This window comes from Priestia sp. SRI_019 (genome assembly GCF_057586255.1).
Genome location: NZ_JBYCZN010000001.1, coordinates 1,057,288 through 1,074,609 on the forward strand (window position 1 = coordinate 1,057,288; position 17,322 = coordinate 1,074,609).

Annotated in this window: 18 protein-coding genes; 11 read left to right on the forward strand and 7 right to left on the reverse strand. The window is 39.6% G+C overall.

What is annotated here, in order from left to right:
• Positions 1–173 precede the first annotated feature (173 nt).
• The gene (locus AC2YJL_RS05425; RefSeq protein WP_487374653.1) at positions 174–1,889 is read left to right on the forward strand and encodes a putative bifunctional diguanylate cyclase/phosphodiesterase; all 1,716 of its coding nucleotides are present in this window, start codon (positions 174–176) and stop codon (positions 1,887–1,889) included.
• Between the two features lie 257 nt (positions 1,890–2,146).
• Here the strand turns inward: AC2YJL_RS05425 and spoIIP are convergent, their stop codons facing one another.
• Positions 2,147–3,331: a stage II sporulation protein P gene (gene spoIIP / locus AC2YJL_RS05430; RefSeq protein ID WP_487374654.1), complete on the reverse strand. Its 1,185-nt coding sequence runs from the start codon at positions 3,329–3,331 to the stop codon at positions 2,147–2,149.
• Between the two features lie 189 nt (positions 3,332–3,520).
• Here spoIIP and AC2YJL_RS05435 point away from each other — a divergent pair, with 189 nt between their 5' ends.
• Positions 3,521–3,673, forward strand: coding sequence for a hypothetical protein (locus AC2YJL_RS05435; RefSeq protein ID WP_013058513.1), 153 nt, complete (start codon positions 3,521–3,523; stop codon positions 3,671–3,673).
• 26 nt (positions 3,674–3,699) lie between these two features.
• Here AC2YJL_RS05435 and AC2YJL_RS05440 read toward each other — a convergent pair whose 3' ends face one another.
• Positions 3,700–4,086 (reverse strand): VOC family protein, encoded by a 387-nt coding sequence (locus AC2YJL_RS05440; RefSeq protein WP_195696179.1) that lies wholly within the window; start codon positions 4,084–4,086, stop codon positions 3,700–3,702.
• A gap of 172 nt (positions 4,087–4,258) precedes the next feature.
• Here AC2YJL_RS05440 and AC2YJL_RS05445 point away from each other — a divergent pair, with 172 nt between their 5' ends.
• Positions 4,259–4,786 carry a YcxB family protein gene (locus tag AC2YJL_RS05445; protein WP_230933365.1) on the forward strand — a complete coding sequence of 176 codons (528 nt, stop codon included), beginning with the start codon at positions 4,259–4,261 and terminating at the stop codon, positions 4,784–4,786.
• A 62-nt stretch (positions 4,787–4,848) separates the two neighbouring features.
• On the opposite strand, the gene AC2YJL_RS05450 is transcribed toward AC2YJL_RS05445, so the two are convergent.
• The 3 genes from AC2YJL_RS05450 to pruA all read right to left on the reverse strand — a co-directional run bounded on the left by AC2YJL_RS05450 (position 4,849) and on the right by pruA (position 8,381).
• Positions 4,849–5,652, reverse strand: coding sequence for a YwqG family protein (locus tag AC2YJL_RS05450; RefSeq protein ID WP_251568511.1), 804 nt, complete (start codon positions 5,650–5,652; stop codon positions 4,849–4,851).
• A 173-nt stretch (positions 5,653–5,825) separates the two neighbouring features.
• A complete protein-coding gene (locus AC2YJL_RS05455; RefSeq protein ID WP_025750035.1) occupies positions 5,826–6,740 on the reverse strand; it encodes a proline dehydrogenase family protein in 915 nt (304 codons plus the stop codon).
• A 72-nt stretch (positions 6,741–6,812) separates the two neighbouring features.
• The gene (gene pruA / locus AC2YJL_RS05460; protein ID WP_230933363.1) at positions 6,813–8,381 is read right to left on the reverse strand and encodes an L-glutamate gamma-semialdehyde dehydrogenase; all 1,569 of its coding nucleotides are present in this window, start codon (positions 8,379–8,381) and stop codon (positions 6,813–6,815) included.
• Positions 8,382–8,911: 530 nt separating this feature from the next.
• Between pruA and AC2YJL_RS05465 the strand changes: the two genes are divergently transcribed.
• The 3 genes from AC2YJL_RS05465 (at position 8,912) to AC2YJL_RS05475 (ending at position 12,219) form a co-directional block, all read left to right on the forward strand.
• A complete protein-coding gene (locus AC2YJL_RS05465) occupies positions 8,912–10,306 on the forward strand; it encodes an amino acid permease (RefSeq protein WP_251568514.1) in 1,395 nt (464 codons plus the stop codon).
• Positions 10,307–10,345: 39 nt separating this feature from the next.
• Positions 10,346–11,734, forward strand: coding sequence for an amino acid permease (locus tag AC2YJL_RS05470; RefSeq protein WP_251568515.1), 1,389 nt, complete (start codon positions 10,346–10,348; stop codon positions 11,732–11,734).
• A 371-nt stretch (positions 11,735–12,105) separates the two neighbouring features.
• On the forward strand, positions 12,106–12,219 hold the full coding sequence (locus AC2YJL_RS05475; RefSeq protein ID WP_075419294.1) for a YjcZ family sporulation protein: 114 nt from the start codon (positions 12,106–12,108) through the stop codon (positions 12,217–12,219).
• 40 nt (positions 12,220–12,259) lie between these two features.
• On the opposite strand, the gene AC2YJL_RS05480 is transcribed toward AC2YJL_RS05475, so the two are convergent.
• Positions 12,260–12,934 carry a hypothetical protein gene (locus AC2YJL_RS05480; protein WP_487374655.1) on the reverse strand — a complete coding sequence of 225 codons (675 nt, stop codon included), beginning with the start codon at positions 12,932–12,934 and terminating at the stop codon, positions 12,260–12,262.
• A gap of 481 nt (positions 12,935–13,415) precedes the next feature.
• On the opposite strand from AC2YJL_RS05480, the gene AC2YJL_RS05485 reads away from it, so the two are divergent.
• The 3 genes from AC2YJL_RS05485 to sigH all read left to right on the forward strand — a co-directional run bounded on the left by AC2YJL_RS05485 (position 13,416) and on the right by sigH (position 14,884).
• Positions 13,416–13,616, forward strand: a complete 201-nt coding sequence (locus AC2YJL_RS05485) for a cold-shock protein (protein WP_013058502.1) — start codon at positions 13,416–13,418, stop codon at positions 13,614–13,616.
• Between the two features lie 77 nt (positions 13,617–13,693).
• A complete protein-coding gene (locus tag AC2YJL_RS05490) occupies positions 13,694–13,849 on the forward strand; it encodes a DUF3934 family protein (protein ID WP_162837669.1) in 156 nt (51 codons plus the stop codon).
• 384 nt (positions 13,850–14,233) lie between these two features.
• Positions 14,234–14,884 (forward strand): RNA polymerase sporulation sigma factor SigH, encoded by a 651-nt coding sequence (sigH, locus tag AC2YJL_RS05495; RefSeq protein WP_013058500.1) that lies wholly within the window; start codon positions 14,234–14,236, stop codon positions 14,882–14,884.
• A gap of 21 nt (positions 14,885–14,905) precedes the next feature.
• Here the strand turns inward: sigH and AC2YJL_RS05500 are convergent, their stop codons facing one another.
• Entirely contained in the window at positions 14,906–15,334 is a 429-nt protein-coding gene (locus tag AC2YJL_RS05500; protein ID WP_025750030.1) for a hypothetical protein, read from the reverse strand.
• Positions 15,335–15,587: 253 nt separating this feature from the next.
• On the opposite strand from AC2YJL_RS05500, the gene AC2YJL_RS05505 reads away from it, so the two are divergent.
• Together AC2YJL_RS05505 and AC2YJL_RS05510 are read left to right on the forward strand one after the other, a co-directional pair.
• On the forward strand, positions 15,588–16,040 hold the full coding sequence (locus tag AC2YJL_RS05505; protein ID WP_013058498.1) for a MarR family winged helix-turn-helix transcriptional regulator: 453 nt from the start codon (positions 15,588–15,590) through the stop codon (positions 16,038–16,040).
• Complete coding sequence (locus AC2YJL_RS05510) at positions 16,009–17,208, forward strand: MFS transporter (RefSeq protein ID WP_251568517.1); 1,200 nt, start codon at positions 16,009–16,011, stop codon at positions 17,206–17,208. Before AC2YJL_RS05505 ends, AC2YJL_RS05510 begins: the two co-directional genes overlap by 32 nt.
• The last annotated feature ends 114 nt before the right edge of the window (positions 17,209–17,322 follow it).

Consider the following 17,322-nt stretch of genomic DNA (forward strand, 5'->3'; position numbering starts at 1 on the left):
GAAAGAGGAAAAGAAGCGATCCTACGCTTGCTATTTTAATAATGTAAGGTAATCGGACAAACCAATTCGTTGTCCGTTGCTGGTTAATTTGTATTCATTATTCACGATTCCTCTCTATCATTTCGTCATAGGTTTTGTTTTATCGTTAAAATTTTGATAAAGGTGTATAGGCTATGGAAAACAGGCATTTTGAATATAAATTTAAAGAAGCGCTGAAAAAACTAAATGATATTGAACTTGCGTTAAATGAATCATCGATCGTAGCGATTACGGATAGTCGTGGATTCATCAATCACGTGAACGATAAATTCTGTGAAATTTCTAAGTACGAAAGACATGAGCTTCTCGGTCAGGACCATCGTATTATTAATTCGAAACATCATTCAAGCTTGTTTTTTAAAGAGTTATGGAGCACGATCAGATCCGGTAAGGTATGGCACGGAGAGATAAAAAACAAGGCAAAAGACGGCTCGTACTACTGGGTGGATACAACCATTGTTCCTTTTTTAGATGAGCGGGGCAAGCCGTATCAGTACGTATCGATTCGAAATGATATTACAAAACGAAAAGCATATGAAGAAAAAATTAAGCAAATGGCTTATTATGATCCTTTAACCAATTTACCTAACCGCTACTGGTTAAACAAACAGCTGAAAAAACTGTTTTTAGATGAAGAATCTCCAGAACTGCTGGCTATTTTATTTTTAGATTTAGACCGCTTTAAATCAATAAATGATACGCTTGGCCATCATCACGGCGATGTGCTGCTGAGGCGCGTAGCAGAAAGATTAAAAAAATGTATTCCGTCCTCTGATTTTATCTCGCGGCACGGGGGCGATGAGTTTATTTTAGTGCTGCATACACTAAAAACTGTTGAGGAAATTGAAGAAATGACCGAGCAGATCGTAAAGGAAATGTCGCTTCCTTTTTATATAGATGGTGATAAAGTGCTAACCTCTACAAGCGTTGGCATCAGCTTGTTTTCAAAAGAATGTCAGCAGCATATTGTCCCAAAAGACGCAGATGAACTAATTGACCGGCTGATCAAGCAAGCAGATATTGCAATGTATGTAGCAAAACGAAATGGACGAAACACATATGAAATGAGTTCATCTTCATCAAATGAACGAATAATTAAAACAATCAGCATGGAGAATGAGTTAAAGTATGCGTTAGAAAGAAATGAGTTTCAGCTCGTTTATCAGCCGTTAATTGATTTGAAAACGTCTGGTGTGATAGGGGCAGAAGCGCTTATTCGCTGGAATAGCGCAAAATTTGGTACCGTCTATCCAAATGAATTTTTGCCTATTTTAGAAGAAGTGGGTCTAATTGTGCCCGTTGGCAAGTGGGTGTTAGAAGAAGCGTGTAAGCAAATGAAAGCATGGACAGAGCTGAATTCAAAAGCGAGCAAAATAGGAGTGAACGTATCACCTATTCAGCTGAAGTCCTCACGATTCGTAGCGGAGATTGAGCAAATCTTGCAAAAAACAGGTCTTGAGCCGCACTTTCTGGAACTTGAAATCACCGAAAGCGTTATTCAAAACAGTCAAGAATCGAAAAAAGTGCTAAACCGCCTGCGGAGTCTAGGGATAAAAGTGGCGATGGATGATTTCGGAACGTGCTATTCATCCCTTAGCTATTTGAAACACTTGCCGATTAATACGTTAAAAATTGATAAATCATTTATTGACGACTTAGACGAAGTTGGAAAAGTGCTGGTGGAAACGATTATTCAAATGGGAAAGAAACTTAACTTTAATCTCACTGCAGAAGGAATTGAAAACGAAGAACAGCTGCAGTTTGTGACGGACCAAGGCTGTCATATCGGTCAAGGCTATCTATTTGATAAGCCGCTTTCTCCTGAGGAAATGAGCCGTTTGTTGAAATGAAGGAAAATCCTATGTACGGAAAGAAGCTCTTTAATAGAGCTTTTCTTTATGGTTTTTAATCGTATGTAAGGAGTGAGAAAGTCGTGAAAGAGTACGTTGGAATCTGCACGATATGTCAAAAGAACGTGTACTGTTTAGAGGGGTTTTTAAACGGTGCGGTTGTTGAAGGGAAGCTTGTGTGCTTTGCGTGTGAAGAAGAGGAGAAGCGTGACTCTTATAGAAACAAAAACTAGCTACCCCCGGTAGCTAGTTTTTGTTTACTGCGCATTCACTTGTTCAGCTTGCCAATAATACTCGCTGAACACATCAGAAAAGGCTTTGACGGTATTTGTGAGTTCTTCCATATTGTTATCGACGCCGCCTACTTCAATTAAAATGGAGCGGTCGGATAAGTCTTGATTATATAACCCGTTATTGCCGCTTGTTTTCTTTTTGCTTAACACTCCGCGGCTAAGGCCTGGATATTTTTCTTCTAGTTTTTCATGAATCGCTTTAGCCATTTTCACGTTTTCATCAAATTTCGGGTTTGCTTCACCTAATACAATCATCATTTTAGCGTACGATTTGCCGTTGATAGCGGCCGTTGTTTTTTCTTGGCGCAGTGAATCACGATGAATATCAATTAAATAATCGACGTCTTTGTTTTGCTGAAGAGCCGTTTCCACCACGCTGCGAGACATCATATAGGCTCGTCCTGTACCCCAGCCTTTTTCATTCAGCTTTTGCGTCATATTAGTTGTATCTACTTCCGAACCGATTCCGTCTGCTTTTAATTCCATTCCTAGCATTTGACCAACGAGCGTGATGTTGGTTTTGTTATCAACGGCTTTATTTTCGTTCGCTTCACCTTGCATACCAAGTAAAGGGAAATAAGATTCCCAGCTGTGCGTGTGGTAGATGTACACAACTTTTCTGTCTCCCGTGCTTTGCTTGGCCTGTGTTTGAGACTGTTTTTTGCTTTCTTCGTACGTTTTGCTTTCAGCAGGATCCAAATCACGCTCGCCTGAAATGCTTTCGAGAGGAGGAGCCGATTCATGAGGAATCGTGGTATAATCCGTTCCTTCACCGGCTAATAGAATATGAGAATCAAAAATAGAAAAGCCGGGCAGTTCTGATCCAAATAGACTTCTTGTATCTGCCACGCGAATATTCGTCGCCAGCTGAAGAGCGACAGAAGAGAGAGGAGGCGGAGAGAAATCTTCTTCAAAGGCATGAGAGAAATGATGGTTTTCCGTATGCATGAAGTAGAACAAGCTTTGGGCTTTATAATTTGATAGTGCTTGATAGACAACGTTCGAGCGCAGCGTATGCTGAAAAGTTGAATACGTGACGGTAAAAATAGCGGCAGATGTTAAGAGAACAAATAGTATAGCGATAATTAATGATTTATAAGAAAGAATCCAAAAAAGCTTTTTAGGCTTTTCAGTGAACTTGTTTTTCATAGAGTAAGCCTCCTCTAATAAAATTTTGAAATCAGTGATGAGAACTCTAAGAGGAGAATGTTATGTATCTACTATTTACTCTATTAAAAAAAAATAGAAATATGATAGAAACCATGATATTTCACACAACATAAAAAAGCTTATATTAGGGCATACTGTAAAAAAACGGTGCGTATTGGAGCTGGTTAGATGAACGACTCATGGGTTTATCATCATTTTATTAATACATTTTTATTTCCTTTAACAATGTTTGGCGTGGCATTTTGTGTGCTGGGGGTGTTGCTATACATGCTGTGGAAAGAAAAGCAAAAAGAAGGACCAAAAGAAAACAAGAGCTCTTAAATAAGAGCTCTTGTTTTGTCGAACATTCAGTTAGAAAAAGGGAGATTCACTTTCTCTAAGAACTCCATTCGGTTGCCAAAAGGATCAGCCACGTAAATTCTTTCGACACCGGGAATGTTTTGGTCTTCTATAAAAGAAATACCGAAGCTAGTCAGATGATCTTTGAACGCAGGGAGATTTTTGACGTGAAAGCCTGGATGCGCTTTTTTTGCGGGTGAAAAGGCAGGTTCCACACCAATATGCAGTTGATAAGAACCAAATTCAAACCACACGCCGCCGCGCTTTTTTAGACTTTCCGGCTTTTCGACTTCTGTTAAGCCAAGAACGGTTCCGAAAAAGTGTCGTGCTTCGCTTTCTGAATTTGGGGGTGCAGCTAGCTGAATATGATCAATATGCGTCAGTGTAAAAGTCATAAACAGTCCTCCTTAAATAGTAGAGTACTAGTTAAGTTTACGTGATGTGTACGTGTAAATAAATGACAAAAAGATGATGCTTTTCATAAGAAAAACTTATTATTTTATATACATATAACACCAAATGAGGTATATTTTATTTTGTTGTTATTTAGGAGAATTGGAGATTAATATGGAATATCACTATACGTTAACAAAAGAGGATTACGTAGCTTTTAACATGCATCACGCTCAACATTCGGAAAGAGTACAAAAAGTGCTGAGAGTTCAGCGATGGATGTCGCTTATTTTTCTTCTTATTCCTTTGCTTGTTTCGTGGGTTGAAGGAGAATTTTTACTCGGCATGTTCGCAGCGTTTGCACTGCTTGCGGTGCTGTGGTTTTTATTTTATCCGAAATATTTTTACGGAAGTATTAAAAAGAACATTGTAAAGGTAATAAATGAAGGAGATAACAGCAGTCTGACGGGTGAGCATACTATAATGGTTACGGAAGATGGCTTGGTAGAGAAAAGCTCAAAAGGAGAAGTAAAGACTCCTTGGTCAAGCATCACTCAAATTAGAGAAACCGATGAACATATCTTTATTCTTGTTAGCGCAATGAGCGGATATGTTATTCCTATAAACACATTTGCAGATGTAAAAGCGCTACAGCAGTTTAAAGAAACGCTGAATGCTGCAAGAGACGAAAAAACAGGCTGAGTAGTAAATAATAATAATGTGAAAAAACGCCCTCCTAGATACTTTTCTAAGAGGGCGTTTTTTTAACAGCAGTCCCAGTTGTACAAAACATCTCTAAAGTTACGGTTGCGAAGGTCTTTTTCTTTAATAAAGAAATTGGCTACTCCCGCATCACCAAACATAATATCCGCTTCGTCGTCCATAGCGAATTGAAGAAGCAGAATGTTGTATGCTCGCAGCGCTTCATCGTAGTCTCGAGGATCGCTTTGAGTGAAAAATGCGTATCCGCCCATTTTATGATACTCACCCGTAAGCTCATCCCAGTAGATTTCTTCCGTTTCTTCATCGTCAAATAAACCTGATTCTATATCATTATATCGATAGTCAGTAGGGGAAACGGGTTCGATTCTTAATTCAAACTGTAAACCTACTTCTTGAGGAATAGGGAACATATCTCGGTCAACGTCCTCTAGATACGTAAAATCGGTTGTTAACTTGTTTTCGTCGGTTGTTATGTCTTCATAAAAAACGACGCGAAAGTCTTTTTGAGCCGTAGGGTGGTCAAAATCAAGACCGTACATATCGCCCGTGCTTTCGTTATCAGCTCCACAAATGAAAAATTGAAGCATGCCTTGAATGGGCATATTTTCATAGGAAGGTACTTCAGAAAAATTGATTTGTGCCATCAGGAGCATCGGCTTACCTTGAGAATCAAGAGGATGATTTGCTTCTAGAGGAAGGTAAGGGTTGCCGCCAAACTTGCTTTCGTATAATTTTGGACTGTTTCTGACCGTATTGATGTGGATGTAAGGCTTACATGTTTTTTCGATTTCTTTTCGGTAAGGTTCTAGCTTAGTAGGCAGTGCTAATTTTGATAGAGGATTCATATGTACTCTCCTTTTTGTTTGGAATTAAAAGAACGTTTGTTCGTATTTTTATTTTACCTTAATACATACTGAAAAGGAAGAGAAATCGTATAAAAAAAGCCCTTTGCAGAAGCATCTACAAAGGGCACAAAGAAATGATAGCGTTTTCATTATGGAACTTACTAAATGAATGCTTATTTAGAAAAGAAACCTTTTAAAGCAAATGCGACGTTTTGCGGTCTTTCCGCTAAGCGGCGCATAAAGTAGCCAAACCAGTCGTTGCCAAACGGCACGTATACGCGCATTGTATAGCCTTCTTTTGCAAGGCTAAGCTGCATATCTGTTCGGAATCCGTACAGCATTTGAAATTCAAACTGCGTGCGCGGGATGTTGTTTTTGTGAGCGAACTCTTTTACTTTTGCAATAATATTGTGGTCGTGAGATGCGATAGCCGTGTATGTTCCGCTAAGCAGATGCTCTTCGATAATTCGCATATAGTTCTCGTCAATTTGGGCTTTATCTTGAAACGCCACGGTTGGTGATTCTTGATATGCGCCTTTTACCAATCGAAGAGGAATGCCTTTTAGCTCTTTTACGTCTTGTTCAGCGCGGAAGAGGTAAGCTTGAATAACCGTTCCAACATTATCAAACGTCTCGCGAAGCTCTCGTAAAATATCTAGCGTCATTTGACAGTGAGCGTAGTCTTCCATGTCGATTCGGACGAAGTTATCGTATTTTTTCGCCGTTTCAAGAATGCGGCGCATGTTCTCAACGCAAAAACTGCGGTCAATATCCAAACCAAGCTGCGTCATTTTGACAGATAAGTTGCACGTTACACCGGCTTGCCCCATAGCTTCTAGCGTTCTGACATTATATTGAGTCGCTTCGATAGCTTCTTCTCTGCTTGAAACAAATTCCCCTAAATGATCAAGCGTACAAACGAGTCCTTTTTCATTCAGTTCCCGTACTTTTTTGATCGCATGTTCAATCGTGTCGCCAGCTACCACTTGAGCTGCACCAAAGCGAAGACCCCATTTTTTCGCCGCTTTGTTTAGCGCTTTATTTTGGGAAGCGTGAAGAAACACATTTTTAGATACCTCTGCCAACATAAATATCTCCCCCTATAGAAAAAATCCCTTGTTGTTTTAAGATAGAGCAGCCTAGGGCTGCTCTACTGAGTATTAAAGCGTTGTGCTTGTTGTTTTTGCTTGCAGGTGCAGAATCAAGTAATCAGGACCGCCAGCTTTTGAATCTGTTCCTGACATATTAAATCCGCCAAACGGCTGGTACCCAACGATGGCACCTGTACAACCGCGGTTGAAGTAAAGGTTTCCGACGTGGAACTCTTCTTTTGCACGCTCGATGTGCTCAGGCGTATTCGAAAGAAGGGCACCTGTTAAGCCGTAGTCTGTATTATTAGCAATTTCCATCATATGATCGAAGTCGCGCGCTTTGCAGAATGCTACGACTGGGCCGAAGATTTCTTCTTGCATTAAACGTGCTTTTTCATCTACATCTGCAATGATCGTAGGCTGAATGAAGTAGCCTTTTGAATCATCTGCTTCTCCGCCCGTCATTAAACGGCCTTCTTCTTTACCGATTTCAATGTACTTTGTAATTTTGTTGAAAGAAGCCTGGTCAATAACAGGTCCCATATACGTGTTCACATCTTCAGGGCTGCCCATTGTTAATGTTTTTGTCAGCGCAACTGCTTTTTCAAGAACGATATCGTATACGTCTTGGTGAACAACTGCACGAGAGCCTGCTGAACACTTTTGTCCAGAGAAGCCAAATGCTGAATACACAATAGAAGAAGCAGCTAAATCTAAATCAGCATCTTTATCTACAACGACCGTGTCTTTCCCGCCCATTTCAGCAATAACGCGTTTTAGCCAAATTTGACCAGGCTGTACTTTTGCTGCGCGTTCATAGATGCGGCAGCCTACTTCACGCGAACCTGTAAATGAAACGAAGCGTGTTTTTGGGTGATCTACTAAATAGTCGCCAATTTCGCTCCCGCTTCCCGGCACGTAGTTCAGTACGCCGTCTGGAAGGCCAGCTTCTTTCATTACTTCCACAAATTTTGCTGCGATAACAGGTGTGTTATTAGCCGGTTTTAATAGAACCGTATTTCCTGCTACGATTGCTGCTGCTGCTGTTCCAGCCATGATCGCTAACGGGAAGTTAAACGGTGAAATAATAACGCCGACACCAAGCGGAATGTAGTTAAATTTATTTTCTTCACCGTCGCGGCTCTCAACAGGCGCACCGTCTTTTAGCTGCACCATTTGGCGAGCGTAGTATTCAAGGAAGTCAATTGCTTCTGCTGTATCAGCATCTGCTTCATTCCACGGCTTTCCTGCTTCTTTTACAAGGTAAGCTGAAAATTCATGTTTGCGGCGGCGAATGATGTCCGCTGCGCGGAAAAGAATATCTGCTCTTGCTTCAGGCGCTTCTTTTTTCCACGTATTAAAGGTAGAAAGTGCAGCTTGCATAGCTTTTTCAGCCAAGTCTTGATCTGCTTTTGACACGCGGCCAATAACTTCTGCTTTATTAGCGGGGTTAATCGACTGAATTTGATCTTCTGTTGTAATTAACTCTCCGCCAATTACAAGAGGATAGTCCTTTCCAAGCTCTGATTGTACAAGTTCTAGTGCTGATTCAAACGCATCTTTGTTTTCTGCAATCGTAAAATCCGTGAAAGGCTCGTGTTTGTATTGTTTGATTTCGTTAATATTCATTGTGTTCATTTTCATTACCCCTTTTTTAGAAAATTTACAACATAATTAATATTCCAACAACCTATACCTGTATTATAATCACCTTATTCTCGTTTTGTACATAGTTTTTTAACAAAAATGTTCAAAAATTTTTAAAAATAAACACTTTTGTTTAAAGCGACAATGAATCTATGGTTTTTATAGTGATTTTGAACAAAAAGCACAATAAAGGACAGAGGTAAGCATAAGTAAAGATGTTTTGAACTAAAGAATTACGATAAAAGAAAGAGTTTATCGTTAGTAAATGAAAATGATCTTCCTTTCAAAAAAACAATAGACAAAGTTGTTCAAAATAAATTATCATATAATTCGAAAAGTAATTTTGTCGAATGAAGCGATCTTTTGCGTTAAGTGAAGGCTTCATTTGAATGTACAGATAGAAGGAGGGTAGTGAAACTGCAGTTAGTTGTCCATAGTATTGTAAGGGCTTACATATTTAACGCGCGATGCGAAGAACGTGTAATTCTTTAAATGACGGTTTTTATGAGGAGGATTTTAACATGAGTCATCAACCGCCTGAGTTAAAAAAAGAATTAAAAATTCGACACATAACCATGATTTCTTTAGGAGGAATCATTGGTGCCGGTTTGTTCATTGGAAGCGGATCACTCATTAACGCAGCGGGTCCTGGTTCCATTTTTTCGTACGCGTTTGCCGGTTTGCTGGTGATTTTAGTTATGCGAATGCTGGGGGAAATGTCTACGGCTAATCCTTCAAGCGGCTCGTTTGCCACATATGCCAGAGAAGCGCTTGGACCGTGGGCTGGCTTCACAATCGGCTGGCTGTACTGGTTTTTCTGGGTAATTGTTATTGCTGTTGAAGCGATTGCAGGTTCAACGATTATTCAATATTGGTTTCCGTCTTTACCGTCTTGGGGCGTGAGTCTCATCCTGACGTTTTTATTAACGTTAACGAACTTATACTCTGTTAAATCATTTGGTGAATTTGAATACTGGTTTTCACTTATTAAAGTAGTTAGTTTAGTGCTGTTTTTACTTTTAGGAGGAGCGATCATCCTCGGTTTAATACCGGGAGTAGAGTCTCCGGGAGCATCGAACCTTCTTCATAGAGGCGGATTTCTTCCAAATGGAATCAGCTCGGTCTTTTTAGGAGTGGCGATTGTGATGTTTTCTTTTATGGGAACAGAAATTGTCGCAACGGCGGCTGGAGAATCGGCTCAGCCTGAGCGAGCGATCACCATCGCAACAAATACCGTTATTTATCGTATTTTAATTTTTTATCTTGGGTCCATTTTAATCTTAGTAACGATCCTTCCGTGGGATTCTTCAAGCTTGATGAAAAGTCCGTTTGTTTCGATATTAGAGCTGGTAAACGTTCCGGCAGCGGCTCAAATTATGAACTTTATCGTACTGACTGCTGTTTTGTCTTGCTTAAATTCAGGTCTATACACGAGTTCTCGTATGCTGTACTCAATGGCGCAAAAAGGAGACGCGCCGCGCATGTTTTTGAAAGTGAATAAAAAAGGCATTCCGTTTAATGCTATTGTAGGATGTACCGTGATTTCTTACATCAGCGTTGGTTTTAACTATCTTTCACCTGATAAAATCTTTTTATTTTTAGTAAACGCATCGGGAGGCGTAGCGCTTCTTGTGTACCTTGTTATTGCTTTTTCACAGCTTCGCATGAGAAAGAAATACGAAAAAGAAAAGCCGGAAGCATTAAAAATCAGAATGTGGCTGTTTCCTTATTTAACGTATGGAACGATTGCGGCAATCACAAGTATCTTTATTGCGATGGCATTTATTGATTCACTTCGCACTCAGTTTTATCTCACGCTGCTGATTGCTGTATTTGTCGTATGTTCGTACTTCTTTATAAAAAAGAAAAAAGATGGTACTTCCCTATCAGGACAAGGGAATAAAAGAATTTCTTAATAGAAGAGAAAATCATCACGAGGGCTAGGGGGAAGTAAATTGGCAAACAAAGAGTTAAAAAGAGGGCTTGAATCTCGTCATATCCAAATGATTGCTCTTGGAGGAACGATTGGAGTAGGGTTGTTCATGGGTTCAGCAAGCACCATTAAATGGACGGGGCCATCCGTCCTGCTTGCATATGCTATTTGCGGTGTTTTTATTTTCTTTATTATGCGCGCAATGGGTGAGATGCTTTATTTAGAGCCAAGTACGGGTTCGTTTGCGACATTTGGTCATAAATATATTCATCCGTTAGCGGGTTATATCACGGCTTGGAGCAACTGGTTTCAATGGGTGATTGTGGGCATGGCAGAGATTATTGCAGTCGGAGCTTACATGCAGTACTGGTTCCCACATTTACCGGCGTGGGTTCCGGGAATTGTCGCCATGGTCATCCTCGGTGGGGCCAATTTAATTTCGGTGAAATCGTTTGGAGAGTTTGAATTTTGGTTTGCAATGATTAAAATTGTTACAATTGTTCTCATGATTATCGCTGGTCTTGGCCTTATTTTCTTTGGTCTTGGAAACGGCGGCGAAGCGCTTGGCCTGTCGAATTTGTGGGCAAACGGCGGTTTCTTTACAGGCGGATGGTCCGGCTTTTTCTTTGCCTTGTCGCTTGTTATTGCTGCCTATCAAGGAGTAGAGCTTATTGGAATTACAGCAGGAGAAGCAAAAAATCCTAAAAAAACGTTAACAAGTGCGATTCAAAGCTTAATTTGGCGTATTTTAATTTTTTATATCGGCGCCATCTTTGTAATTGTAACGGTGTATCCGTGGAACGAGCTGGATTCACTCGGCAGTCCGTTTGTTTCTACGTTTGCTAAAGTAGGAATTACAGCAGCGGCGGGCATTATTAACTTTGTTGTCATCACAGCGGCCATGTCTGGGTGCAACAGCGGAATTTTCAGTGCGGGACGTATGCTTTACACGCTAGGTGTAAACGGTCAGGCTCCGGCTTTTTTTACAAAGGTTTCTCGAAACGGCGTGCCTATTTATAGTACCGTTGCGGTGATGATTGGCTTAGCTGCGGGCGTTGTCTTAAATTATATTGCACCGCCAAACGTTTTTGTGTACGTGTACAGTGCTAGCGTGCTTCCAGGTATGATTCCGTGGTTTGTGATTCTTATCAGTCAAATTCGTTTTCGAAAAGCAAAAGGAGCGGCGATGGACCAACATCCATTTAAAATGCCTTTTGCTCCTGTGACGAACTACGTAACTATCGCGTTTTTATTGATGGTGCTTGTAGGCATGTGGTTTAATGATGAAACGCGCATATCGCTGATTGTCGGCATTATCTTTTTAGCTGTTGTTGTGCTGAGCTACTATGTACTAGGTATCGGTAAACGTACGGAAGTACGGTCTTCTGAAAGACGTAAGCTAGTGAAATAAATGATTTTGTAAGAGAGGCTGAAAAGCATTTTAGTTTAAGAAAGATCCGAACGATGAATGTAACTCGTTCGGATTTTTTTATTGGTATGGTGAACGTAAGTTTCAGCTTATGTATCTCATTTGTTCGTCTTTAGATTGAATTGATTTCGTTATGCCTTAATCTCTTTTGGACAGAGGAGAAGAAGCGAAGTTAGCGCTTTTCTTAGGCTGTTTTCTTCTTTTATTAATGAGGTGCATGGCAAGAAGGAAAAAGAAAAAAGAAAAAACCAGAGTCAAAAGGGCGCGTTTAGGCATAAGATAATCCAACTCAAGTGAAATGCAAGCGGCGTTTTTCTTGAGGAAAGAGTAATTAAAGAAAAGGAAGTGTTCGTATGTCTGGAAACCCTGGATATGGTCATGGATCTGGTTTTGCTTTATTAGTTGTATTGTTTATTTTATTAGTGATCATCGGCTGCAGCTGCTACGGCGGAGGCTTTGGCTGGTAATCCACTCATTTCAAAAGCCCTATAAGGGCTTTTTCTATGCTTATAAATAACGCTTTTTCCCGTTTTGATAAATGTTGACGTGAAAACCGTTTACTTCACTCATAAAGATTTTAGAAGGAAATCCTGCTGCTTTGACAGATGAAGTGATTTCAACAGTTTGATACGTTTTTGGTTCCAACGTAACAGTATGAAGCTTAGGCTTATTCATCATCACTAAAAAAGGGGTATCTTCTTTAAAATAGGAGCGTTCATCCATTGCTACTTCAAACGTAACGGGTTTTGAGCTGTGATTTTCAAATGAAAGGTCACAGGTGCCCGTTAATACGGTTTCTTTTTTATTTCTCTCAAATGTACAAATGCTGTTTTCCGCATCGTAAGAAACGGCATACATACCTGGTAATACGGTCTTTTGCATCGCTTCAACCATATGACCAGGACCCGATATGACAATAAACGCAGCAAACATCGTTAGTTTTAAACGATGCCGATTTAAACTTTTGTAAAGGGCAAAAAGACCAAGTAAAAGTATAATTCCCCACGCATTGCTAGCATATTGAATTCCCGTCATTGTTTCTTTATTTCCATAGAGGGGAAGACCTAAAAAAGAAAAGACAGAATGACTGAGCGGCGTTGAGTTAGGAAAAGGGATGTTTAAAATAAAAACGGCTAGTAAAAAGGTGAGTCCTTTTATTAAAAGTGATCGTTCACGAATCATGTGGTTCCTCCTTAGCTATAAATCACGTATCATTATATACTATTATTATCTTATTTTGTAATTAATGGTTATTTTATTGCGTGGGTGGAAAGAGAGTAGAAAATAAATTGATAAAAAATGTGCATGTCCATTTATAAGTGGCATAGTTCTTAGAAAGCAGGATGTGAGATATTTATTTTTGTGGAGATGATGCATATTGCTGAATGAAAAAACCTTATGCCGCATCACAATCCAGAAATTTGGGTAGCCTCAAAGCTGCCCCGTAGGCTTTTAGCAGGTACATAATTAGGTTGAAGCCTGTCTTAGAACAGAAACTTGCTATTTCTAAATTGATATGTTACACTAAGGTTAATTATTTTTGTTCGGTATGAAATTGAAAGAAGAGAAATATTCTTCAATAGAAATTTTTATCTGGAAATAGTACGATTGAGCAAGGGTAGTAATATATGCGTGGAGTAATTCCACCACTGGAGGAAATAGTATGACTGAAGGTACAGTAAAATGGTTTAATGCAGAAAAAGGTTTCGGTTTCATCGAAATTGAAGGCGGAGAAGATGTATTCGTACATTTCAGCGCAATTCAAGGCGACGGATTCAAATCTTTAGACGAAGGTCAAAAAGTGACTTTCGACATCGAGCAAGGTCAACGCGGTGCACAAGCTGCTAACGTTGTAAAAGCATAATTTTATGCAATCCAAAAAAGACTCCGACTTTGGACGGGGTCTTTTTTTATTGTAACAAACACGCAGGTAACGGAGGAATACGTATGAGTAAAGCAAAAGGTAAAGGCGGCACGGGGCGAGGCACCGGCAAAAAAGGGTGGAACCGCTGGCAGGCGAGTGCAAAAAAGAAGAAAAATGCAAAGCCTTATAAAAGCAAGGGAACAAAAAATGCTGATAAGCCGGAAGGCAACTAATCCTATATGCGCAGTATCATCTGCAACTTCGACTTACTCTGCTTGAGTAAGTTTATTTCATATGGAATTATTTTTTTATTGCTTTTTTGACAGATTGCTGTCACTATATGAAATAATAAAGTGATTTGTGTGAATTTTCTATAAAAATTGATTTTTTTTGCAAACACTTTCATATTTCGACAACCTTTTTGATTTTTATCGGTTATACTTCTTTATAATAGATTATAGAAAGATGCAGGGGAGCATAAAGTGAGAGAGGAAAGCGACAGTTTACCTGTACGCTTTTTACGTTTCTGGACCGTATTGCAGTAGCGTCGTAACAAGTAGATCATGCATCAGTTTAGAACACATCAAAACTCAACTAAGTGTAACGGGGGGATATGAGTGAGCGTAGGCATCGTAATTGAAAAAGTTCAAAATTATGCTATGTTAGAAGATCATGTTTTGGTTGAAATGGTTCACAGCGGAGATGAAAAATCATTGGAGTATTTAATCAACAAGTATCAAAATCTTGTGAGGGGTAAAGCAAGAAAATACTTTTTGATTGGTGCTGAAAAAGAAGATATCGTCCAAGAAGGAATGATTGGACTGTACAAAGCAATTCGCGACTTTAACGAAGACAAGCTAACATCTTTTAAGGGGTTTGCGGAGTTATGTATCACAAGACAAATCATTACGGCGATTAAAACGGCTACTCGTCAAAAGCACGGTCCTTTAAATTCGTACATTTCATTGGACAAGCCTCTGTATGATGAAGAATCAAACTATACGCTGATGGATATGATTCCTGGCGATCAAATTGCTAATCCGGAAGCGGTGCTGATTCATCAAGAAAAAGTGGAAGACCGCGAGTTAAAAATTGCGGAAACACTTAGTGAATTGGAAAGAAAAGCATTGACGCTGTATATGGACGGCCATTCATACGCTGAAATTTCGAAAGAATTAAATACGCACGTCAAGTCAATTGACAACGCGCTGCAGCGTATCAAAAGAAAGTTAGGTCGAGACGTAGAAAGCAGACAAGCTATTTCATAATAGGTAAAAAAGAGCCGGACCTCAAAGGGGTTTCGGCTCTTTTTCACGGTCTTTTAAAATGTCTTGAATAATTTCAATATGAACAGAAGCCCACGATTGTTCACGAAAATGAAGAAACACGCTTGGAATGAGAATAAAAACATACAGCACCACAAAAATAATCCAAAGCCAGCTGCCGTCTTTAAATAAAAATTGCTGCAGTCGCTGCGAAAATAAAAAAAAGAGCCAAGGCAAAGCAGAAACAAGGATGGGAATGACGCCGGAGCCGTTTTTTTCTTTAGTCATTCGGTAATACACTTTTCGCAAAGTAGCGCTTTCGAGCGTAAGGTAAAGCTGCCGGATTTCTTCCATTTCCGCTAATTCATCAATTTCTTCTGCGTTTTGGTTTTGATGAGCTGCTTTTTTCAGTTTAAGGTAGACTTTATGAGCATCGCCGCGCAGTGAAAACATATACCAGCCTCCCGCATAGTGTTTCGTCTTCTCTAACAGAGTTTGCAGGTGCATGTAAATATATACAAAAAATTTCGTGATACGAAAGAATAAGAAAACAGAAGTGAAAGCGTAAATCATTAGTAGAAAAAGAGAGAAAACAGCTGATTTTAGCCCTTTTTCGCCGCCTTTACACATCAAGTAGCAGCACATATACTAATAAAAGAACAATTAGTTACCTAGGTAAATAAAATGAAAAGGTGAGGTGGAAAAAGTGAATAACTTGGTTTTTCATGAGCTTCATCAAAAGTCGAGATTGTCTATTAAAGAAGTAAATGAAGTGTTAAAAGCGTACGGGCTATACAGCTCACAGTACTCAATTTTATTTTGTTTAAAGCGATTCGGCTCGATGACGCAAACGGAGATTTGGCAGTATTTAAATGTCGAAGCGCCAACGGTTACCCGCACGTTAACAAGGCTTGAAAAAAGCGGATGGATCGTTAGAAAAGCAGGCAGTGATAAGCGAGAGCGCATCGTTTATTTATCTCCTCAAGCGAAGAAAAAGCTTCCGGAAATTCAGCAAGAAATTGAACGTTTAGAAGAAAATTTGCTGATTGCTTTATCCGACAGCGAACAAGATCAGCTTATTTCGTTATTAAAGAAAATTTGTAAATCTACAGAAAAGGGTGAAATGAATGACGAACCAGCAGGAGCCAATCTGGACTAAAAGTTTTATCAGCATTGCGATTACTAACTTTTTTATTTTTGTTGTGTTTTATGCATTGCTAACGCTGCTGCCGATTTATGTATTAGACGCCTTAGACGGCACGAGTACGCAGGCAGGGCTTGTTGTTACCATCTTTTTATTATCTGCGATTATTGTTAGACCATTTTCAGGGAAAGTCATTGAAAACATTGGAAAGAAAAAAACGCTTGTATTTAGTACCCTCATTTTTGCGCTTTCTTCCTTCTTATATATGTTCATCCACCATTTTAACGTGCTTTTATTATTGCGCTTTTTCCAAGGAATTTCATTCAGCTTAGCGACAACTGTCACCGGAGCGATTGCAGCGGATTTAGTTCCCGCTAAACGACGAGGAGAAGGGCTTGGCTACTTCGGAATGTCAATGAACTTAGCCGTTGTTGCAGGGCCGTTTTTAGCACTAACGCTTCATCAATACATGGCATACGACATTATTTTCCTTGTATTTGGCGTGATTATGCTCGTTGGCTGGCTGTGTGGAATGATGGTCAAAAATCTTCAAGAAAACGCTGCTCCGTCAGTAAAGAAATCATTTTCACTGAGCGATTTATTTGAAAAGAAATCCATGCCGATTTCATCTGTAGGTATTCTCGTTTCTTTTTCGTATGCAAGTATTATTTCTTTTATTTCTGTGTACGCACAGTCGCTTGGATTGATTAAAACAGCAAGCTTTTTCTTTGTCGTGTTCGCAGCTGCGATGCTGATTTCACGACCGTTTACAGGAAGATTATTTGATAAATCTGGCCCAAACATTGTGATTATTCCATCATGTATTGTTTTTGCGATTGGTCTATGTAGCTTAAGCCTTACACATTCTTCTTGGATGCTGCTGTTTTCAGGTGCATTAGTAGGACTAGGCTACGGAACGCTGCTTCCTAGCTTCCAAACGCTTGCAATTCAAGCGGCCCCTGCTCACCGAAGCGCATATGCAACTGCCACGTTCTTTACGTTTTATGATAGCGGTATTGCGGTTGGTTCATTTGTATTAGGAATTGCAGCAGGTGCTTTAGGGTATTCAAAACTGTACTTTGCGCTTGGTATTTTTGTTCTTTTGATTACACTTTACTACAAGTGGATTGCAAATTTACGTCAAAAACAAAAAGCGGCAAATATCCAGGTGGGCATGAAATAAAAAAGCTCGGCGTAATATGCGCCGAGTTTTTTTATGGATTTTTTACAGGACTTTGGAAGGGAAGCATATTTAAGTCAAAAGGTACTAGCCAATTCCTATCCATCTGCACCATAC